Below are 15,842 nucleotides of genomic sequence, written 5' to 3' on the forward strand. Positions count from 1 at the left end.
TTCAAAGATCCCCAAAGCGGTGCTGGAGCAAGGCCAGTGCCGCGCTACTTGCCGTTTCCGCTCGCAATATCCGTGGCCCTAACGAGACGGGTATTACCCCAGCTTGCACACAGGTTTCTACTTCCTCATCGGTAAACCCACCTTCTGGGCCAATCAATAGCGCAATCGGTGTGGGTAAATCTGCGGGTAGGGCGTTAATGCGCGGAAAATCACCGGGCGCGAGAATCAGCCGCGTACCCGTACAAGGCGTTGCCAGCCAACGTTCCAGCGTTAACGGTGCTTGCACGGTCGGCATTCGGGTGCGTCCTGATTGTTCGCAAGCCGCCACCACAATGCCTTCCCAATGCTGCAATTTTTTATCCACCTGCTCTTTGCTGATGCGGACTACGCTGCGCTGCGTGATTAGCGGTTGGATGGTATTTACCCCCAGCTCCACGGCTTTTTGCAGGGCAAAATCCATCTTGTCGGGCTTGATGACGGCTTGCACGAGGGTGAGGTGAGCGGGAGATTCGGTGTCAATTGCGGAAAAGCTGTCAATCTGGACGGATGCGCTACGTTTGCTGACGTTGCTTATCTGTGCGAAATATTCGCCGCCTTCGCCGTTAAATAGAATTAGCTGTTCGCCCACGCCCAAGCGCAACACCTGTACGGCATGGCGAAATGTCGTGTCGGGCAAGGTAAATTCCTGCCCGACCGCGAAAGATTGCGGGACGTAAAAACGCGGGACGCGCATTAGTCTGCCAACCCAATGTTTTTCCAAATACTCATGGTCGGTTCAACCCGATTCATTGTATAGAAATGCAAGCCGGGCGCACCCGTTTCCAGCAAGTTTTCACACAGTAGGCTAATGAATTCCTCACCGAATTTGGCGATGGATTCCACATCATCTGCATAGGTTTCCAGTTGCTTACGCAACCAGCGCGGAATTTCTGCCCCACACATATCCGAAAAACGCGCCAGTTGTGAATAATTGGTGATCGGCATAATGCCGGGGACGATGGGGATTTCCACGCCCTTTTTCACGCATTCATCCACAAAATGCCAATACGCATCCGCATTGAAGAAGTATTGGGTAATCGCACTGTTCGCGCCCGCATTGACTTTGCGCAAAAAGTTGTCAATGTCGACTTTGAGGTTGGGGGCTTGCGGGTGCATTTCGGGGTAAGCCGCTACTTCGATATTGAAATGGTCGCCGGTTTCCTTGCGGATAAATTCCACCAGCTCGTTGGCGTAGCGGAATTGCCCCAAATCGCGTGAGCCGGACGGCAAATCACCGCGCAAGGCGACAATGTGCTTGATGCCGTTATTGCGGTAGGTGTCCAGAATCTCGCGGATTTGTTCAGCACTCGAACCGACGCACGACAAATGCGGCGCGGCTTCAATGCCGGAATCGCGTTGGATTTCCAGCACGGTGTTCAATGTGTTTGCTTGCGTTGAGCCGCCCGCGCCGTAAGTGACGGAAAAGAAACGCGGGTTTAATGCCGCTAATTCGTTACGTACTGCGCGTAAGTTCTCCGCACCCTTGTCAGTCTTCGGCGGGAAAAACTCGAAGCTGAAAATTAGATCATCGTGATGATGATCGTGTTGATGGTCGTCAGTCATGATTGTGTCTCACCAAGCGGTTACGGAACCGCTTTAATTGGGATTGAAAGCGTTGGTAAAGTGAGATGGGTGTTTGTGGTTGGGCGGCACGGATTTTCTCCAGCAGCGCGTCGTAAACAAACAAGTTTTGAAAATCCACCTTTAACCCTTGCAACACCAGCAATTCGGCGACAGGCAGGTAATCGCCACCGCGCCAGTATAAATAATAGGGCAGAGCATAAGGCATGATCTTGCCCAAACTCACTAAAGAATCCGTTGCCGCGACCCGTTCCAGCAGGCCTTGCGGCTGCGTTAGATCAATGTCGAACAATGTCTGCAATGCTGTTTCAATTTTAGCAATGACCGTCGCTTCGACAGGCAGCCCCATCTGGCAGGTGTAGGTGTGGTAGTTGAGCCAATGCCCCAACAGCACCCGCGCATCTGCGACGGTTTGGCTGGTTTTGCGTTGATAGTAATCGCGAATACGCGGCGTTGCCCAGACGTGGTTTGCCAATGCAACGGGGTGATCGGCTAATACACACACTTGCGTCATGCCGAATGGCTCGATGTGACACCATGCGAAACCGGCTTGGCTTGCTAAATCCGCCAATTTCTCCGGCGACAGCAAGAAGTAATGCGCTCCCGGTGACAACGCGGCGAGTAACTCACCCGCTGGCGTTTGCAGATTTAATGCGCCAGCCCTCGGTGTGGTTAATAGCAGGATGCCATTGGATGTTAATGCGCGTTTGATTTCTTGCAGAAAAGCCAACGGGTCAGACACATGTTCCAAGACTTCGGTCGCGTAAATGCAGTCGAATGGCTGATCTTGAATGCTAGTAGCTTCATGCAAATACTGTGGAAGGATCGGTATTTCCAGCAAGCGTGAACCTATCAGACCGTAGGCCGAAGGTTCTAATCCTATGACCGTTTCGGCATTCCATTGTGTGCGGCAATAATCCAGCGTAACTCCAGCATTGCCGCCGATTTCTAACACAGAACGGAATTGGGCAAACGGCAAGCGTTCTAATAAACTCACTTTCCAGTCTAGCCCGCCCACGATTTCTAAGTAATGGTAGATATAGTAGGGAAAATCGGGGTCTTGCAGAATAATCTGGGTATCAGGATACGGGACGAGAAAACGTTCCATATTCGGAAACCACGCACTGCCACAGTCGCCGCACTTCGCCACATCCATAATGCCCAAATCGGTCGCCCAATGCGCAACTGTCAGAATGAGGTGGTTATGGTGAGTATTGCCACAGACCCGACAGGCATCCGTAGTGACAGGACGCGGGTTGTACCAAACGACCCGATCATTTTGCATGGTGATTGCCTTTAACCCTAACAAAGATACCGGGCTAAAGCCCAACCTACAGTAACCCCGTAGGTCGGACTTCAGTCCGACAACACATCCAATTCTAACTAATCTTAATAACGGTAATGGTCAGCCTTGTAAGGCCCTTCCACTGCGACGTTAATGTACTGCGCTTGCTTTTCGGTCAAGGTGCTGAGTTGCGCGTTGAGGGTTTTCAACTGCAACCGAGCAACTTTTTCGTCCAAATGCTTCGGCAGGGTGTAAACGCCAATCGGGTATTTGCCGGAATCGCGTTCTGTCCACAACTCGATTTGCGCAATGGTTTGGTTGGCAAACGAAGAAGACATGACGTAAGACGGATGCCCTGTCGCACAGCCTAGGTTCACCAAACGCCCTTTTGCCAGCAGCGTGATGCGCTTGCCGTCAGGGAAGATCACGTGGTCAACTTGTGGCTTGATTTCGTCCCACTCGTACTGTTCCAGTGAAGCTACGTCGATTTCGTTATCGAAGTGACCGATATTGCAGACGATGGCTTCGTTTTTCATCGCAGCCATGTGGTCATGGGTGATGACGTGGAAATTGCCGGTCGCGGTGACGAAAATGTCGGCTTTGTCAGCCGCGTATTCCATTGTTACCACGCGGTAGCCTTCCATTGCCGCTTGCAGGGCGCAAATCGGGTCGATTTCTGTTACCCAGACTTGTGCAGACAGGGCGCGTAAAGCTTGCGCAGAGCCTTTGCCTACGTCGCCGTAACCGCAAACCAGTGCGACTTTGCCCGCAATCATCACGTCGGTAGCACGCTTGATGCTGTCGACCAGTGATTCGCGGCAGCCGTACAGGTTGTCGAATTTGGATTTGGTAACGGAATCGTTGACGTTGATCGCTGGGAATTTCAGCTCGCCGCGTGCGTACATTTGATACAGGCGGTGAACCCCGGTGGTGGTTTCTTCAGTAACACCACGGATTTCTGCTAAACGGCTGCTGTACCAGTTCGGGGAGGTTTCCAAACGCTTGCGGATAGCGGCGTACAGAAAGGTTTCTTCCTCAGATTCAGGTTTGGCAACCAAGCTAGGGTCTTGTTCAGCGCGTGCGCCCAAATGCAGCAGCAGCGTAGCATCGCCGCCGTCATCCAGAATCATGTTCGCTTGTTCGCCATTCGGCCACTCGAAGATTTTGTGGGTGTAATCCCAGTATTCTTCCAGTGATTCGCCTTTGTACGCGAATACCGGAACGCCTGCTTGTGCAATGGCGGCGGCGGCGTGGTCCTGCGTGGAGAAGATGTTGCAAGAAGCCCAGCGCACGTCTGCGCCCAGTGCAGTCAGGGTTTCGATCAACACGCCAGTTTGGATGGTCATGTGCAGTGAACCCGCGATACGCGCACCCGCCAATGGCTTGGATGCAGCGAATTCTTTGCGAATCGACATCAAACCCGGCATTTCGTGTTCGGCGACGTTGAGTTCTTTACGGCCCCAAGCAGACAAGCCCATATCGGCGACGATATAGTCGTTAAAAGTAGTCATGTTGTAATCTCCTAAATATTTTTACAAACCAGCAGCAGCGCGTAATGCGTCAGCGCGGTCAGTGCGTTCCCAAGGCAGGTCGAGATCATCACGACCGAAGTGACCGTAAGCGGCAGTGCCACGGTAAATCGGGCGCAACAGATCCAGCATTTTGGTGATGCCATAAGGACGCAGGTCGAAGTGTTCGCGTACCAGATTTTCGATCAGGGTTTCATCGACTTTGTTCGTGCCGAAGGTTTCAACCGTGATGGAAGTCGGTTGCGCGACACCGATAGCGTAGGAGACTTGAATTTCGCAACGATCCGCCAAGCCAGCCGCGACGATGTTTTTCGCCACGTAACGACCCGCGTAAGCCGCAGAACGGTCAACTTTGGATGGGTCTTTGCCGGAGAATGCGCCGCCGCCGTGACGCGCCATACCACCGTAAGTGTCAACGATGATTTTACGTCCGGTTAAACCGCAGTCGCCAACAGGGCCGCCGATTACGAAGTTGCCGGTTGGGTTGATGTGGAATTTGGTGTCCTTGTGCAGCCATTCAGTTGGCAGGACAGGGAAAATAACGTGTTCCATCACACCCATGCGCAGGTCATCAAGGCTGATGTCCGGGCTGTGTTGGGTGGACAAAACTACTGCGTCGATAGCAACGATTTTGCCGTCTTCGTAACGCACAGTAACTTGGGATTTTGCATCAGGGCGCAGCCAAGGCAATGTGCCGTTTTTGCGCATATCCGCTTGTTGCTTCACCAAACGGTGGGCGTAAGTCAGTGCAGCTGGCATCAAAACGTCAGTTTCATTGCTGGCGTAACCGAACATCAAGCCTTGGTCGCCCGCGCCTTGGTCTTCTGGTTTCGCACGGTCAACGCCCATCGCGATGTCAGGGGATTGCTTGCCGAGTGCATTGATCACCGCGCACGTGTGACCGTCAAAGCCGATTTCGGAATTGTTGTAGCCGATGTCATTGACCACGCCACGCACGATGCCTTCGTAGTCGATTTCCGCAGTGGTGGTAATTTCGCCTGCCAGTACGACCATGCCGGTCTTGGTCAGAGTTTCGCACGCAACACGGGCGTAAGGGTCTTTGGCAATGATGGCATCCAAAATGGCATCGGAAATTTGATCCGCCATTTTGTCTGGGTGGCCTTCAGAAACAGATTCGGACGTGAAGAGGTAACTTCTCTCAGTCATTAATGTTCTCCTAAAACTAAAAATTAAATGACTGAGCGCCGTTGGTATGTGCAACCACTATCTGAGCCTGGCGGGTCATCCCGTCGCAACGCTCCTCAGATACCGTGGGTTTTTTCAGACAGCTAACTAGCCCAGCTAGCATCCGATGGGCGGTATAATAACGAAAAAAATCCTGTGTTGCATCATTCATTATCTAAGAAAGTGACAAATTTTAGCCCAAATTGGGGCGCTATCTATCCAACAAGGGAGAGTTGCTCCTGCCATAGAAGTCCGACACAATACAAGTACTTCACTCTTCCCTGAATAATAAATATACGGAGAGTTCCTGTTGCTACTTTGGGTCGCGCTTGAGTGGTAACAGTCTGTGAAAAAAATGTGAACCTATTGCTGCGTTGCGTCATAATAGATGCAGCCAATACTGGGATTACGCCTTGCTGTTGCCCATCATTCCGTCGATGGGTTAAAACGAGACTTTGAAACTACAGGAGACCCGTCAATGACTACACGCCGTGAGCTGGCTAACGCAATCCGCGTCTTGGCTATGGATGCCGTACAAAAAGCAAATTCCGGGCATCCGGGCGCACCGATGGGCATGGCAGACATTGCCGAAGTCCTCTATAACGATTTCATGTCCCATAATCCACAGAATCCTACTTGGGCAAACCGTGACCGTTTCGTCATGTCCAACGGGCATGGCTCAATGTTGCCATACTCCGTGCTGCACTTGACAGGTTACGACCTGAGCATGGATGACCTGAAAGCGTTCCGCCAACTGCATTCCAGAACACCGGGGCATCCTGAATACGGTTATGCGCCGGGTATTGAAACGACCACAGGGCCTTTGGGTCAAGGTATTACCAACGCTGTTGGTATGGCATTGGCTGAAAAAATTCTCGCTGCACAATTCAACAAGCCGGGTCACACCATTGTTGACCATTACAGCTACGTGTTCTTGGGCGATGGCTGCTTGATGGAAGGTATTTCCCATGAAGCGTGCTCTTTCGCAGGCACAATGGGTTTGGGTAAACTGATCTGCTTCTACGACGACAACAACATCTCCATCGACGGCGAAGTGGATGGCTGGTTCACTGACAATACCCCGATGCGTTTTGAAGCTTATGGCTGGCATGTCCTGAGCGTTGACGGTCACGATGCTGACGCGATCAAAGCGGCAACAGAAGCAGCGAAAGCGGAAACTGGCAAGCCTTCCCTGATTTGCTGCAAAACCACCATCGGTTTTGGTTCACCCAACAAAGCCGGTTCACACGATTGCCACGGCGCACCGTTGGGTGATGCTGAAATCGCCTTGACTCGCCAAGCCTTGGGTTGGACTAACGCTGAACCGTTCGCCATTCCTGCTAATGTTTACGCTGGTTGGGATGCTAAAGCGAAAGGTGCAGCGGCTGAAGAAGCGTGGAACGGCACGTTTGCGGCTTATGCAGCGGCTTACCCAGCAGAAGCGGCTGAATTCAAGCGTCGTATGGCGGGCGAATTGCCTGCTAACTGGGCTGAAGAATCTGCGAAAGCCATTGCTGCGATTGACGCGAAAGCAGAATCTCCGGCGACTCGCGTAGCTTCCAAAAATGCACTGGATGCGTTTGCACCATTGCTGCCTGAATTCCTCGGCGGCTCGGCTGACTTGACACCTTCCAATAATACCTTCAACAAGTCCAGCAAGCACATCAGCCCTGGGCATCACAAAGCGCAAGATTTCAGCGGCAACTACCTGTCTTACGGTGTGCGCGAATTCGGTATGAGCGCAATCATGAATGGTGTGGCTCTGCACGGCGGCTTACTGCCTTACGGTGCGACCTTCCTGATGTTCTCTGAATACGCCCGTAATGCGTTGCGTATGGCGGCGTTGATGAAGATTCAAAGCATCTTCGTTTACACCCATGACTCCATCGGTTTGGGCGAAGACGGCCCGACGCATCAGCCGGTTGAGCAAATCCCAACGCTGCGCATGATTCCACGTATGTCCGTATGGCGTGCATGTGATGCAGTGGAAACGGCTGTGTCGTGGAAACATGCGATTGAATACAAAGGCCCTAGCACGCTGATCTTCTCGCGCCAAAATCTGAAGCATCAGGTACGTACTGCGGCACAGCTTGCCAATATCGCCAAAGGCGGCTATGTGTTGAAAGACACCGACGGCACACCTGACGTGATCGTGATTGCGACCGGCTCTGAAGTCGAATTGGCGATGGAAGCAGCAGCGCAATCTGATAAGAAAGTGCGCGTGGTTTCCATGCCGTCTTGCGATGTGTTCGATGCACAAGATGCGGCGTACAAAGAATCGGTATTGCCTGCCGCTGTGACTGCCCGCGTAGCGGTTGAAGCAGCTATTGGCGATGGTTGGTATAAATATGTCGGTCTGAATGGTAAAGTTATTTGCATGACGACCTTTGGCGAATCTGCGCCAGCAGGTCAGTTGTTCAAGCAATTTGGCTTCACGGCTGAAAATGTGTTGAACGCTATCAATAGCGTCGCGTAAGTATTACGACACCCCGGCGGCTTTTCTGAGGAGGGGAGCTGCCACTGATTTTATCTGATTAATTTTCGAGGAGTTTTTCATGACAATTAAAGTTGGTATTAATGGTTTTGGCCGTATTGGTCGTATGGCTTTCCGCGCTATCGCTAAAGATTTCCCCGGTATCGAAGTCGTCGGTATTAATGACCTGTTGGCGGCTGACTACCTCGCATACATGTTGAAATATGACTCCGTGCACGGTCGTTTCAACGGTGACGTTGCGGTTGATGGCAGCAACTTGGTCGTTAACGGCAAGACGGTACGTCTGACCGCTGAACGCGATCCGGCTAACCTGAAATGGAGCGAAATCGGCGCTGACATCATTTTGGAATGCACGGGCTTCTTCCTCGACGAAGCAGGCTGCCAAAAGCACATCGAAGCGGGCGCGAAGAAAGTGGTCATGTCTGCTCCTTCCAAAGACACTACCCCAATGTTCGTTTACGGCGTAAACCACAGCACTTATGCCGGTCAAGCGATCATTTCTGCGGCTTCTTGCACCACTAACTGCCTCGCACCTGTGGCAAAAGTCCTGAACGACAACTGGGGCATCAAGCGTGGTTTGATGACTACCGTTCACGCGGCAACTGCTACTCAAAAGACTGTTGACGGCCCTTCCATGAAAGATTGGCGCGGTGGTCGTGGTATTTTGGAAAACATCATTCCATCATCTACCGGTGCTGCTAAAGCGGTTGGCGTAGTACTGCCAGAGCTGAAGGGCAAACTGACCGGTATGGCGTTCCGCGTGCCGACTTCTGACGTTTCCGTGGTCGACCTGACGGTTGAACTGAATGCAGAAGCGTCTTACAAAGACATCTGTGCCGCCATGAAAGCAGCTTCTGAAGGCGCGATGAAAGGCGTATTGGGTTACACCGACGAGAAAGTCGTATCGACTGACTTCGTAGGCAACACTGCACCGTCTACCTTCGATGCAGAAGCGGGTATTGCGCTGGATAGCACTTTCGTAAAAATCGTGGCTTGGTACGACAACGAATACGGCTATACCTGCAACATGCTGCGCTTTGTTGAGCACGTCGCAGCGAACTAAGAGAAGAATTCCCCCCACCCTAACCCTCCCCCGCAAGGGGGGAGGGAACAAGAGGCACATTTTCCAGTTCTCTTGCTCCCTTCCCCCCTTGCGGGGGAAGGGCTGGGGATGGGGGGGTAATCTTCAGATCCGTCACATAAATCACCCCACGCTTTATTTGACTGATTTGATTTCTGCAAGGAGTTCCACCACATGGCTTTCATCAAAATGACCGATCTGGATCTGAAGGGCAAACGCGTTCTGATCCGTTCCGACCTGAACGTTCCTGTCAAAGACGGCAAAGTCACTTCCGACGCACGCATTACCGCTTCAATGGCGACCATCCAGCACGCAATGGACGCGGGTGCAAAAGTAATGGTCACTTCCCACTTGGGTCGCCCGACTGAAGGCGAGTGGTCTGAAGCCGTTTCTTTGCAGCCGATTGCTGACAATATTGCCGCACGTTTAGGTAAAGAAGTCCGCTTGATTAAAGACTGGGTTGACGGTGGTTTTGACGTGGCTGAAGGCGAATTGGTGGTACTGGAAAACTGCCGCGTTAACAAAGGCGAAAAGAAAAACGTCGAAGAAACCGCCAAGAAATACGCGGCACTGTGTGACGTATTCGTCATGGATGCATTTGGTACTGCGCACCGTGCGGAAGCTTCTACCTACGGTGTCGGCATGTTTGCCCCAGTCGCAGCCGCTGGCATGTTGCTGACCGAAGAACTGGTTGCTTTGGATAAAGCATTGGCAAACCCGGCACGTCCAATGGTCGCAATCGTCGGCGGTTCTAAAGTTTCCACCAAACTGACCGTTTTGGAAGCCCTGTCTGAAAAGTGCGAACAGTTGGTTGTGGGTGGCGGGATTGCTAACACCTTCCTGAAAGCCACCGGTCACAACGTCGGTAAGTCGTTGTGCGAAGACGATTTGGTTGACACTGCCAACGCGCTGATTACCAAAATGACTGCACGCGGAGCAATCATCCCCATCGCCGTGGATGTGGTGTGCGGCAAGAAATTTGATCCAGCCGAACCTGCCGTTCTGAAAGACGCGAAAGACGTGGCAGACGATGACATGATTTTCGACATCGGCCCTAAATCTGCACAAGAGCTGGTCGACATTATCATGAACGCTGGTACTGTCGTTTGGAACGGCCCAGTCGGTGTCTTCGAGTTTGACCAATTCGGCGAAGGTACTAAAGCGATTTCAATGGCAATGGCGGAAACCAAAGCGTTCACACTGGCAGGCGGCGGCGACACCATCGCAGCGATCCAGAAGTACGACATTTACGACAAGATTTCTTATATCTCCACGGCGGGCGGTGCGTTCCTCGAATACCTCGAAGGCAAAACCCTGCCAGCAGTAGCCATGTTGGAAGAACGCGCTAAGGGTTAATTTCTGTAGGGGCGGTTCGCGAACCGCCCTTACGACCGCCCTTACGTGGGATGGCAAGCGTTTTTGATCGTACAAATGACATAAAACAAGCATAAACTAAGCACTTTACAGCACACAGTTAATAGGTAATCCATTGAGAAGGACAAAAATTGTAGCGACCATGGGGCCTGCTACCAATACGCCAGAAGCAATCGAAGCGATTATTCTGGCAGGTGTGGACGTGGTGCGAATGAATTTTTCGCACGGTACCCACGCAGAACACGCGGCGCGTGCGGCTTTGGTGCGTGAGTTGGCGCACAAAGCGGGGCGCATTGTCGGGATTCTCGGCGACCTGCAAGGACCTAAATTACGCATTGCGCGTTTTAAAGACGGTAAAATTACCCTGAAAGCGGGTGATGCTTTCATTTTGGATGCTGAGCTTGCCAGCGATGCCGGAAGCCAGGAGCGCGTTGGCCTCGGTTACAAAGAGTTGGTCAACGATGTGAAAGCTGGGGATGAACTCTGGTTGGATGATGGGCGCATTGTGTTGGAAATCGTGGAGGTACGGGGGCAGGAAATCCATACCCGTGCCATCAACGGTGGTATTCTTTCCAATAACAAGGGTTTGAACCGGCGTGGCGGCGGCTTGAGTGCCGAAGCCCTGACCGAAAAAGACAAGGAAGACATTGCTGCTGCCGCCAGTATTGGCGTGGATTTCTTGGCAGTATCGTTCCCGCGTTCTGCTGACGATATTCACGAGGCTCGCCGGTTGGCATTGGAAGCCGGTTGCAAAGCCGCTATCGTTGCCAAAATGGAACGTGCTGAGACGATGGAACCCACCATTCGTGATGAAATCATTCTTGCTTCTGACGTGATTATGATTGCTCGCGGTGATTTAGGGGTGGAAATTGGTGATGCCAAGTTACCGGAAGCGCAAAAGTGTTTGATCAGCCGGGCGCGTACCCTGAATCGTGCGGTGATTACTGCCACACAAATGATGGAAACCATGACCGAAAACCCCATCCCCACGCGGGCGGAGGTCTTCGACGTGGCGAACGCGGTCATGGATGGTACGGATGCGGTAATGTTGTCCGGCGAAACCGCGACCGGTAAACACCCGGCACTCGTGGTGAAAACGATGGCGGCGATTTGCAAGGAAGCGGAAAATTCCAATGAAACCCGCCGTTCTGGGCATCGCATGGAAGACCGTTTTGGGCGCATTGACGAAGGCATTGCAATGGCTACCATGTACACCGCCAATCACATGGGGGTACGTGCGATTGCGGCGTTGACTGAATCGGGTGCAACACCGTTGTGGATGTCGCGGATTCGTTCCGGTATCCCGATTTACGCGCTGACTTCCAGTGATGAAGCAGCGCGGCGGGTGAGCATGTATCGCGGGGTTTATCCGGTGAAATTGCATGAGCCGTTGAAAGACCCGAAAATAGCCAACCGTCAAGCGGTCGAATTGATGATTAAAGAAGGTATCGTCGAAAACGGTGATCTGGTCATTATTACCAAAGGTGACTTGATGGGGACGAAAGGCGGCACTAACCAGCTCAAGATTCTGCGTGTCGGTGAGCACCAAAACGGCTAAGGCACGCAACACGTTAATAGTTTAAACAACATTTTGAGGAGAACAACATGGCTTTGATTTCTTTGCGTCAATTACTGGATCACGCGGCTGAAAACGGTTACGGGATGCCAGCGTTCAACGTTAACAACATGGAGCAAATCCACGCCATCATGCAAGCGGCTGATGCGTGCAACTCCCCGGTTATCTTGCAAGGTTCTGCCGGTGCGCGTTCTTACGCGGGCGAACCGTTCCTGCGTCATCTGGTACTGGCAGCGGTCGAAATGTACCCGCATATCCCGGTGGTTATGCACCAAGACCACGGTGCTGAGCCAGCGGTTTGCTTCCGTTCTATCCAGTCTGGTTTCACCTCCGTCATGATGGACGGTTCTTTGATGGCTGATGGCAAAACCCCGTCCAGCTACGAATACAACGTTGAAACCACTCGTAAAGTGGTTGAACTGGCGCACGCTTGCGGCGTTTCCGTGGAAGGCGAACTGGGTTGCTTGGGTTCACTCGAAACCGGCATGATGGGCGAAGAAGACGGTCACGGTGCTGACGGCGTGTTGGATCATTCCCAACTGTTGACTGACCCAGAAGAAGCGGCTGACTTCGTGCGCAAGACTGGCGTTGACGCGCTGGCAATTGCCATCGGTACTTCTCACGGTGCGTACAAGTTCACTAAGAAGCCTACCGGCAACGTACTGCGTATCGACCGCGTGAAAGAAATCAATGCCCGCATTCCAACCGTTCACTTGGTTATGCACGGCTCTTCTTCTGTGCCAGAAGATTGGCTCGAAATCATCAACAACTACGGCGGCGACATGGGTCAAACCTACGGCGTACCGGTGTCTGAAATCGTTGAAGGCATTAAGCACGGTGTACGTAAAGTTAACATCGACACGGATTTGCGGATGGCATCGACTGGTGCAATTCGTAAGCACTTGTTTGACAACAAGGCTAACTTTGATCCACGCAAGTTCCTGAAAGAAGCGACCAAAGCGATGTCAGGCATCTGTAAAGACCGCTTTGAAGCGTTTGGTACTGCGGGCATGGCTGACAAAATCAAGCCTGTGTCACTGGAAATCATGTTCGGTCAATACAAAGCTGGCAAGCTCGACCCGAAAGTGTCGTAATGCCGCTTAACGCTTAGCGTTGAAAAAAACGTAGAGACGCAAAATATTGCGTCTCTACAAACCCCTCAACGGGTTAAACTTCTAACCACCATTCGGAATAATCAACACCGGTACTTTGCTATGCTGCGTCACTGTCCGCGCTGTTGACCCCAGCATGGTATGCCCACTCGCTTGCCGCGTATGGCTGCCAATCACGATCAAATCCACCCCGTGCGTTTCCGCGTAATGGTTAATCACATCCGCCGGATTGCCCGCGCTGACTGCAATCTTGTCGATCAGCTCGTCCTTATCCTTGCAGATGTCGTCTTCTTCCGCACAGTAGTTTTTCAGGCGTTCGCGCATGGTTTCGATGACCTGCTGCATACTTTCCTGTTCGATGTCGTGGATTTCCTTGCCCGGCATGTACATCGACAAAATCGCTGAACCGGTCGTGCCAATCGGCGCAACCGCGTGCAACATAATGATTTTCGCCTTGTGAATCCGTGCCAGATTGATTGCCTGCCGGAACACCGGGCGCATGTGCGTACCCAGATTGGTGGCGTACAAAATGGTTTGGAATGGTTTTATTTCACTCATGCTCATCGCTCCTTACAGCATCCCCATTACCCGTGGCAGCCATAGGCTGATTTCCGGCACATACGTGATCAGCATCAGGAACGCCAACATGGTGTACAGCCAAGGCAATACCGCCACGGTAAGTGCTGACAAGCCCATTTTGGTAATTCCTGATGCGACGTACAAGTTCAAACCCACCGGCGGGGTGATCATCCCGATTTCCATATTCACCACCATAATAATGCCGAAATGCACCGGATGGATGCCCAACGCCATTGCCATCGGGAACAGAATCGGCGCGAAAATCAGCATAATGCTGGACGGTTCCATAAAATTACCCGCCAACAGCAGCAGGATATTCACCGCAATCAGGAACGTGATAATGCCCATGCCTTGCTCAGTCATCCACCCCGCCAATGATTGCGGAATACCTTCGTTGGTCAATAGGAAGGAGAACAGCACTGCGTTGGTGATAATGTACAGCAACATGGCGGACATGCTGGCGGAATTCAGCAGCACACGCGGTATATCTTTTAGGCTCAAGTCTTTGTAAACAAATACCGCAATCACAAAGGCATACACCGCACTCATTGCTGCCGCTTCCGTCGGGGTGAAAATGCCGGTGTAAATCCCGCCCATGACCACGATGATCAGCATCAAGCCCCAGACCGAATCTTTAAAGGCTTTCAGACGTTGCCTCCAGCTTGCTTTCGGTTGACGCGGGAAATTGCCTTTTTTGGCACGATACCAAGTAGTGCCACCGAGGAACAGTGTCAGTATCAACCCCGGAATTACCCCGGCGATGAACAATGCACCAATCGACGAGTTGGTTGCTACCGCATACATCACCATGACGATAGAGGGCGGAATCAAAATCCCTAACCCACCGGAAGAAGCGATGACCCCCGCGCCAAATTCCTTGGGGAAACCTGCTTTCACCATGGCGGGTAACAGAATCGAACCAATCGCCACCACCGTTGCAGGGCTAGAGCCGGAAACTGCTGCAAACAACGCGCAAGCCAAGACGCCCGCCAAGCCCAAACCGCCGAACCAATGCCCGACCATCGAGGTGGCAAAGTTGACCATGCGTTTCGCCACCCCGCCGTGAGTGAGGAAATTCCCGGCAAGGATAAAAAACGGAATCGCCATGATCTCGAACTTTTCGATCCCCGTGAACAGCTTCAATGCCACCGATTCCACCGGTACGGAAGTCATGGTAAACAGGAAGGTCATCACCGTCAGCCCCAGTGCAATCGACACGGGCATTCCGGTGAGCATCAACAACATCAACAAACCAAAGATGATTAAGGCACTCATGGCTTTTGCTCCACTACCGGGAATGGATCGGTATCGTGCAAGCCGTCAACATGCCCGTGATCATGATGCGGCAATTCACCCGTTTTCCAGTAATTCGCCAGCACTTGCAGAAATCGGAAACACATCAACGCCGAGCCAAGCGGTACAGCGAGATACACGACCCAAGTACGCCATTCCAGATCCGGCGTGGTGGGCCCTTCGTAATACGGGGCAGTTTCCATCCCCAAGGTACTTAACACTGCGTAAGCCATGCCGTTATGCCACACCAGATTAAAACCCAGCACCGCGACTAATGCGGTAAAAAATGCGCCCGCACACAAGGCGACGATGGTGGTGATACGGCGGTTGTCAGGTGATAAATTGTTTACCACCACATCCACGCCGACGTGAATGCCTTGACGCACCCCGTAAGCTGCGCCAAATTTCGCCATCCACACGAACAGGATAATGCACAACTCTTGCGCCCAGCTCAGGTGAATGCTTAATAAAAAATCTTGGAACGCACCCAGCGGCAAGCCGGAAGCGTAACGGTGTACCACTGCCACAAAAATCACGATGGTGGCGGCAGCCAGCAAGACACTAATCAATACTTCTTCGAGATGATCGAACCACTTCATACATTTCTCCTCCAAAATGTATTAGAAGGGAGACCCCTCACCCCCTAGCCCCCTCTCCCTCAAGGGGAGAGGGGGAACAAGAATGAAGTGTCTCTTAGCCCCTCTACCTTTGGGA

General features: G+C 52.3%; 13 protein-coding genes and 1 riboswitch. Of the genes, 5 read left to right on the plus strand and 8 right to left on the minus strand.

Annotation, left to right across the window (positions count from 1 at the left end):
* Position 1: 1 nt before the first annotated feature.
* The 5 genes from L2Y54_RS05895 to metK form a co-directional block, all read right to left on the minus strand.
* The gene (locus L2Y54_RS05895) at positions 2–733 is read right to left on the minus strand and encodes a 16S rRNA (uracil(1498)-N(3))-methyltransferase (protein WP_236500867.1); all 732 of its coding nucleotides are present in this window, start codon (positions 731–733) and stop codon (positions 2–4) included.
* Positions 733–1,602: a methylenetetrahydrofolate reductase [NAD(P)H] gene (gene metF / locus L2Y54_RS05900; RefSeq protein ID WP_236500868.1), complete on the minus strand. Its 870-nt coding sequence runs from the start codon at positions 1,600–1,602 to the stop codon at positions 733–735. Before metF ends, L2Y54_RS05895 begins: the two co-directional genes overlap by 1 nt.
* Positions 1,595–2,905, minus strand: a complete 1,311-nt coding sequence (locus L2Y54_RS05905; RefSeq protein WP_236500869.1) for a class I SAM-dependent methyltransferase — start codon at positions 2,903–2,905, stop codon at positions 1,595–1,597. Before L2Y54_RS05905 ends, metF begins: the two co-directional genes overlap by 8 nt.
* 104 nt (positions 2,906–3,009) lie before the next feature.
* Entirely contained in the window at positions 3,010–4,416 is a 1,407-nt protein-coding gene (ahcY, locus tag L2Y54_RS05910; protein ID WP_236500870.1) for an adenosylhomocysteinase, read from the minus strand.
* Positions 4,417–4,437: 21 nt separating this feature from the next.
* The gene (metK, locus tag L2Y54_RS05915) at positions 4,438–5,601 is read right to left on the minus strand and encodes a methionine adenosyltransferase (protein ID WP_236500871.1); all 1,164 of its coding nucleotides are present in this window, start codon (positions 5,599–5,601) and stop codon (positions 4,438–4,440) included.
* 26 nt (positions 5,602–5,627) lie between these two features.
* A riboswitch (S-adenosyl-L-homocysteine riboswitch) is annotated at positions 5,628–5,704 on the minus strand.
* Between the two features lie 393 nt (positions 5,705–6,097).
* Between metK and tkt the strand changes: the two genes are divergently transcribed.
* The 5 genes from tkt (at position 6,098) to fba (ending at position 13,238) form a co-directional block, all read left to right on the plus strand.
* Positions 6,098–8,095: a transketolase gene (tkt, locus tag L2Y54_RS05920; RefSeq protein ID WP_236500873.1), complete on the plus strand. Its 1,998-nt coding sequence runs from the start codon at positions 6,098–6,100 to the stop codon at positions 8,093–8,095.
* 79 nt (positions 8,096–8,174) lie between these two features.
* Positions 8,175–9,176, plus strand: a complete 1,002-nt coding sequence (gene gap / locus L2Y54_RS05925) for a type I glyceraldehyde-3-phosphate dehydrogenase (RefSeq protein WP_236500874.1) — start codon at positions 8,175–8,177, stop codon at positions 9,174–9,176.
* A 192-nt stretch (positions 9,177–9,368) separates the two neighbouring features.
* On the plus strand, positions 9,369–10,550 hold the full coding sequence (locus tag L2Y54_RS05930) for a phosphoglycerate kinase (RefSeq protein ID WP_236500876.1): 1,182 nt from the start codon (positions 9,369–9,371) through the stop codon (positions 10,548–10,550).
* A 160-nt stretch (positions 10,551–10,710) separates the two neighbouring features.
* Positions 10,711–12,126, plus strand: coding sequence for a pyruvate kinase (gene pyk / locus L2Y54_RS05935; protein WP_236500877.1), 1,416 nt, complete (start codon positions 10,711–10,713; stop codon positions 12,124–12,126).
* A gap of 47 nt (positions 12,127–12,173) precedes the next feature.
* On the plus strand, positions 12,174–13,238 hold the full coding sequence (fba, locus tag L2Y54_RS05940) for a class II fructose-bisphosphate aldolase (RefSeq protein WP_236500878.1): 1,065 nt from the start codon (positions 12,174–12,176) through the stop codon (positions 13,236–13,238).
* A gap of 81 nt (positions 13,239–13,319) precedes the next feature.
* On the opposite strand, the gene L2Y54_RS05945 is transcribed toward fba, so the two are convergent.
* Genes L2Y54_RS05945 through L2Y54_RS05955 form a run of 3 tightly spaced genes read right to left on the minus strand, consistent with a single transcriptional unit; the run spans position 13,320 to position 15,727 of the window.
* A complete protein-coding gene (locus tag L2Y54_RS05945; RefSeq protein ID WP_236500879.1) occupies positions 13,320–13,814 on the minus strand; it encodes a universal stress protein in 495 nt (164 codons plus the stop codon).
* 12 nt (positions 13,815–13,826) lie between these two features.
* On the minus strand, positions 13,827–15,110 hold the full coding sequence (locus L2Y54_RS05950) for a TRAP transporter large permease (RefSeq protein ID WP_236500880.1): 1,284 nt from the start codon (positions 15,108–15,110) through the stop codon (positions 13,827–13,829).
* The gene (locus L2Y54_RS05955) at positions 15,107–15,727 is read right to left on the minus strand and encodes a TRAP transporter small permease (RefSeq protein ID WP_236500881.1); all 621 of its coding nucleotides are present in this window, start codon (positions 15,725–15,727) and stop codon (positions 15,107–15,109) included. The genes L2Y54_RS05950 and L2Y54_RS05955 overlap by 4 nt, the downstream gene beginning before the upstream one ends.
* Between the last annotated feature and the right edge of the window lie 115 nt (positions 15,728–15,842).

The organism is Thiothrix winogradskyi (assembly GCF_021650935.1).
GTDB lineage: Bacteria > Pseudomonadota > Gammaproteobacteria > Thiotrichales > Thiotrichaceae > Thiothrix > Thiothrix winogradskyi.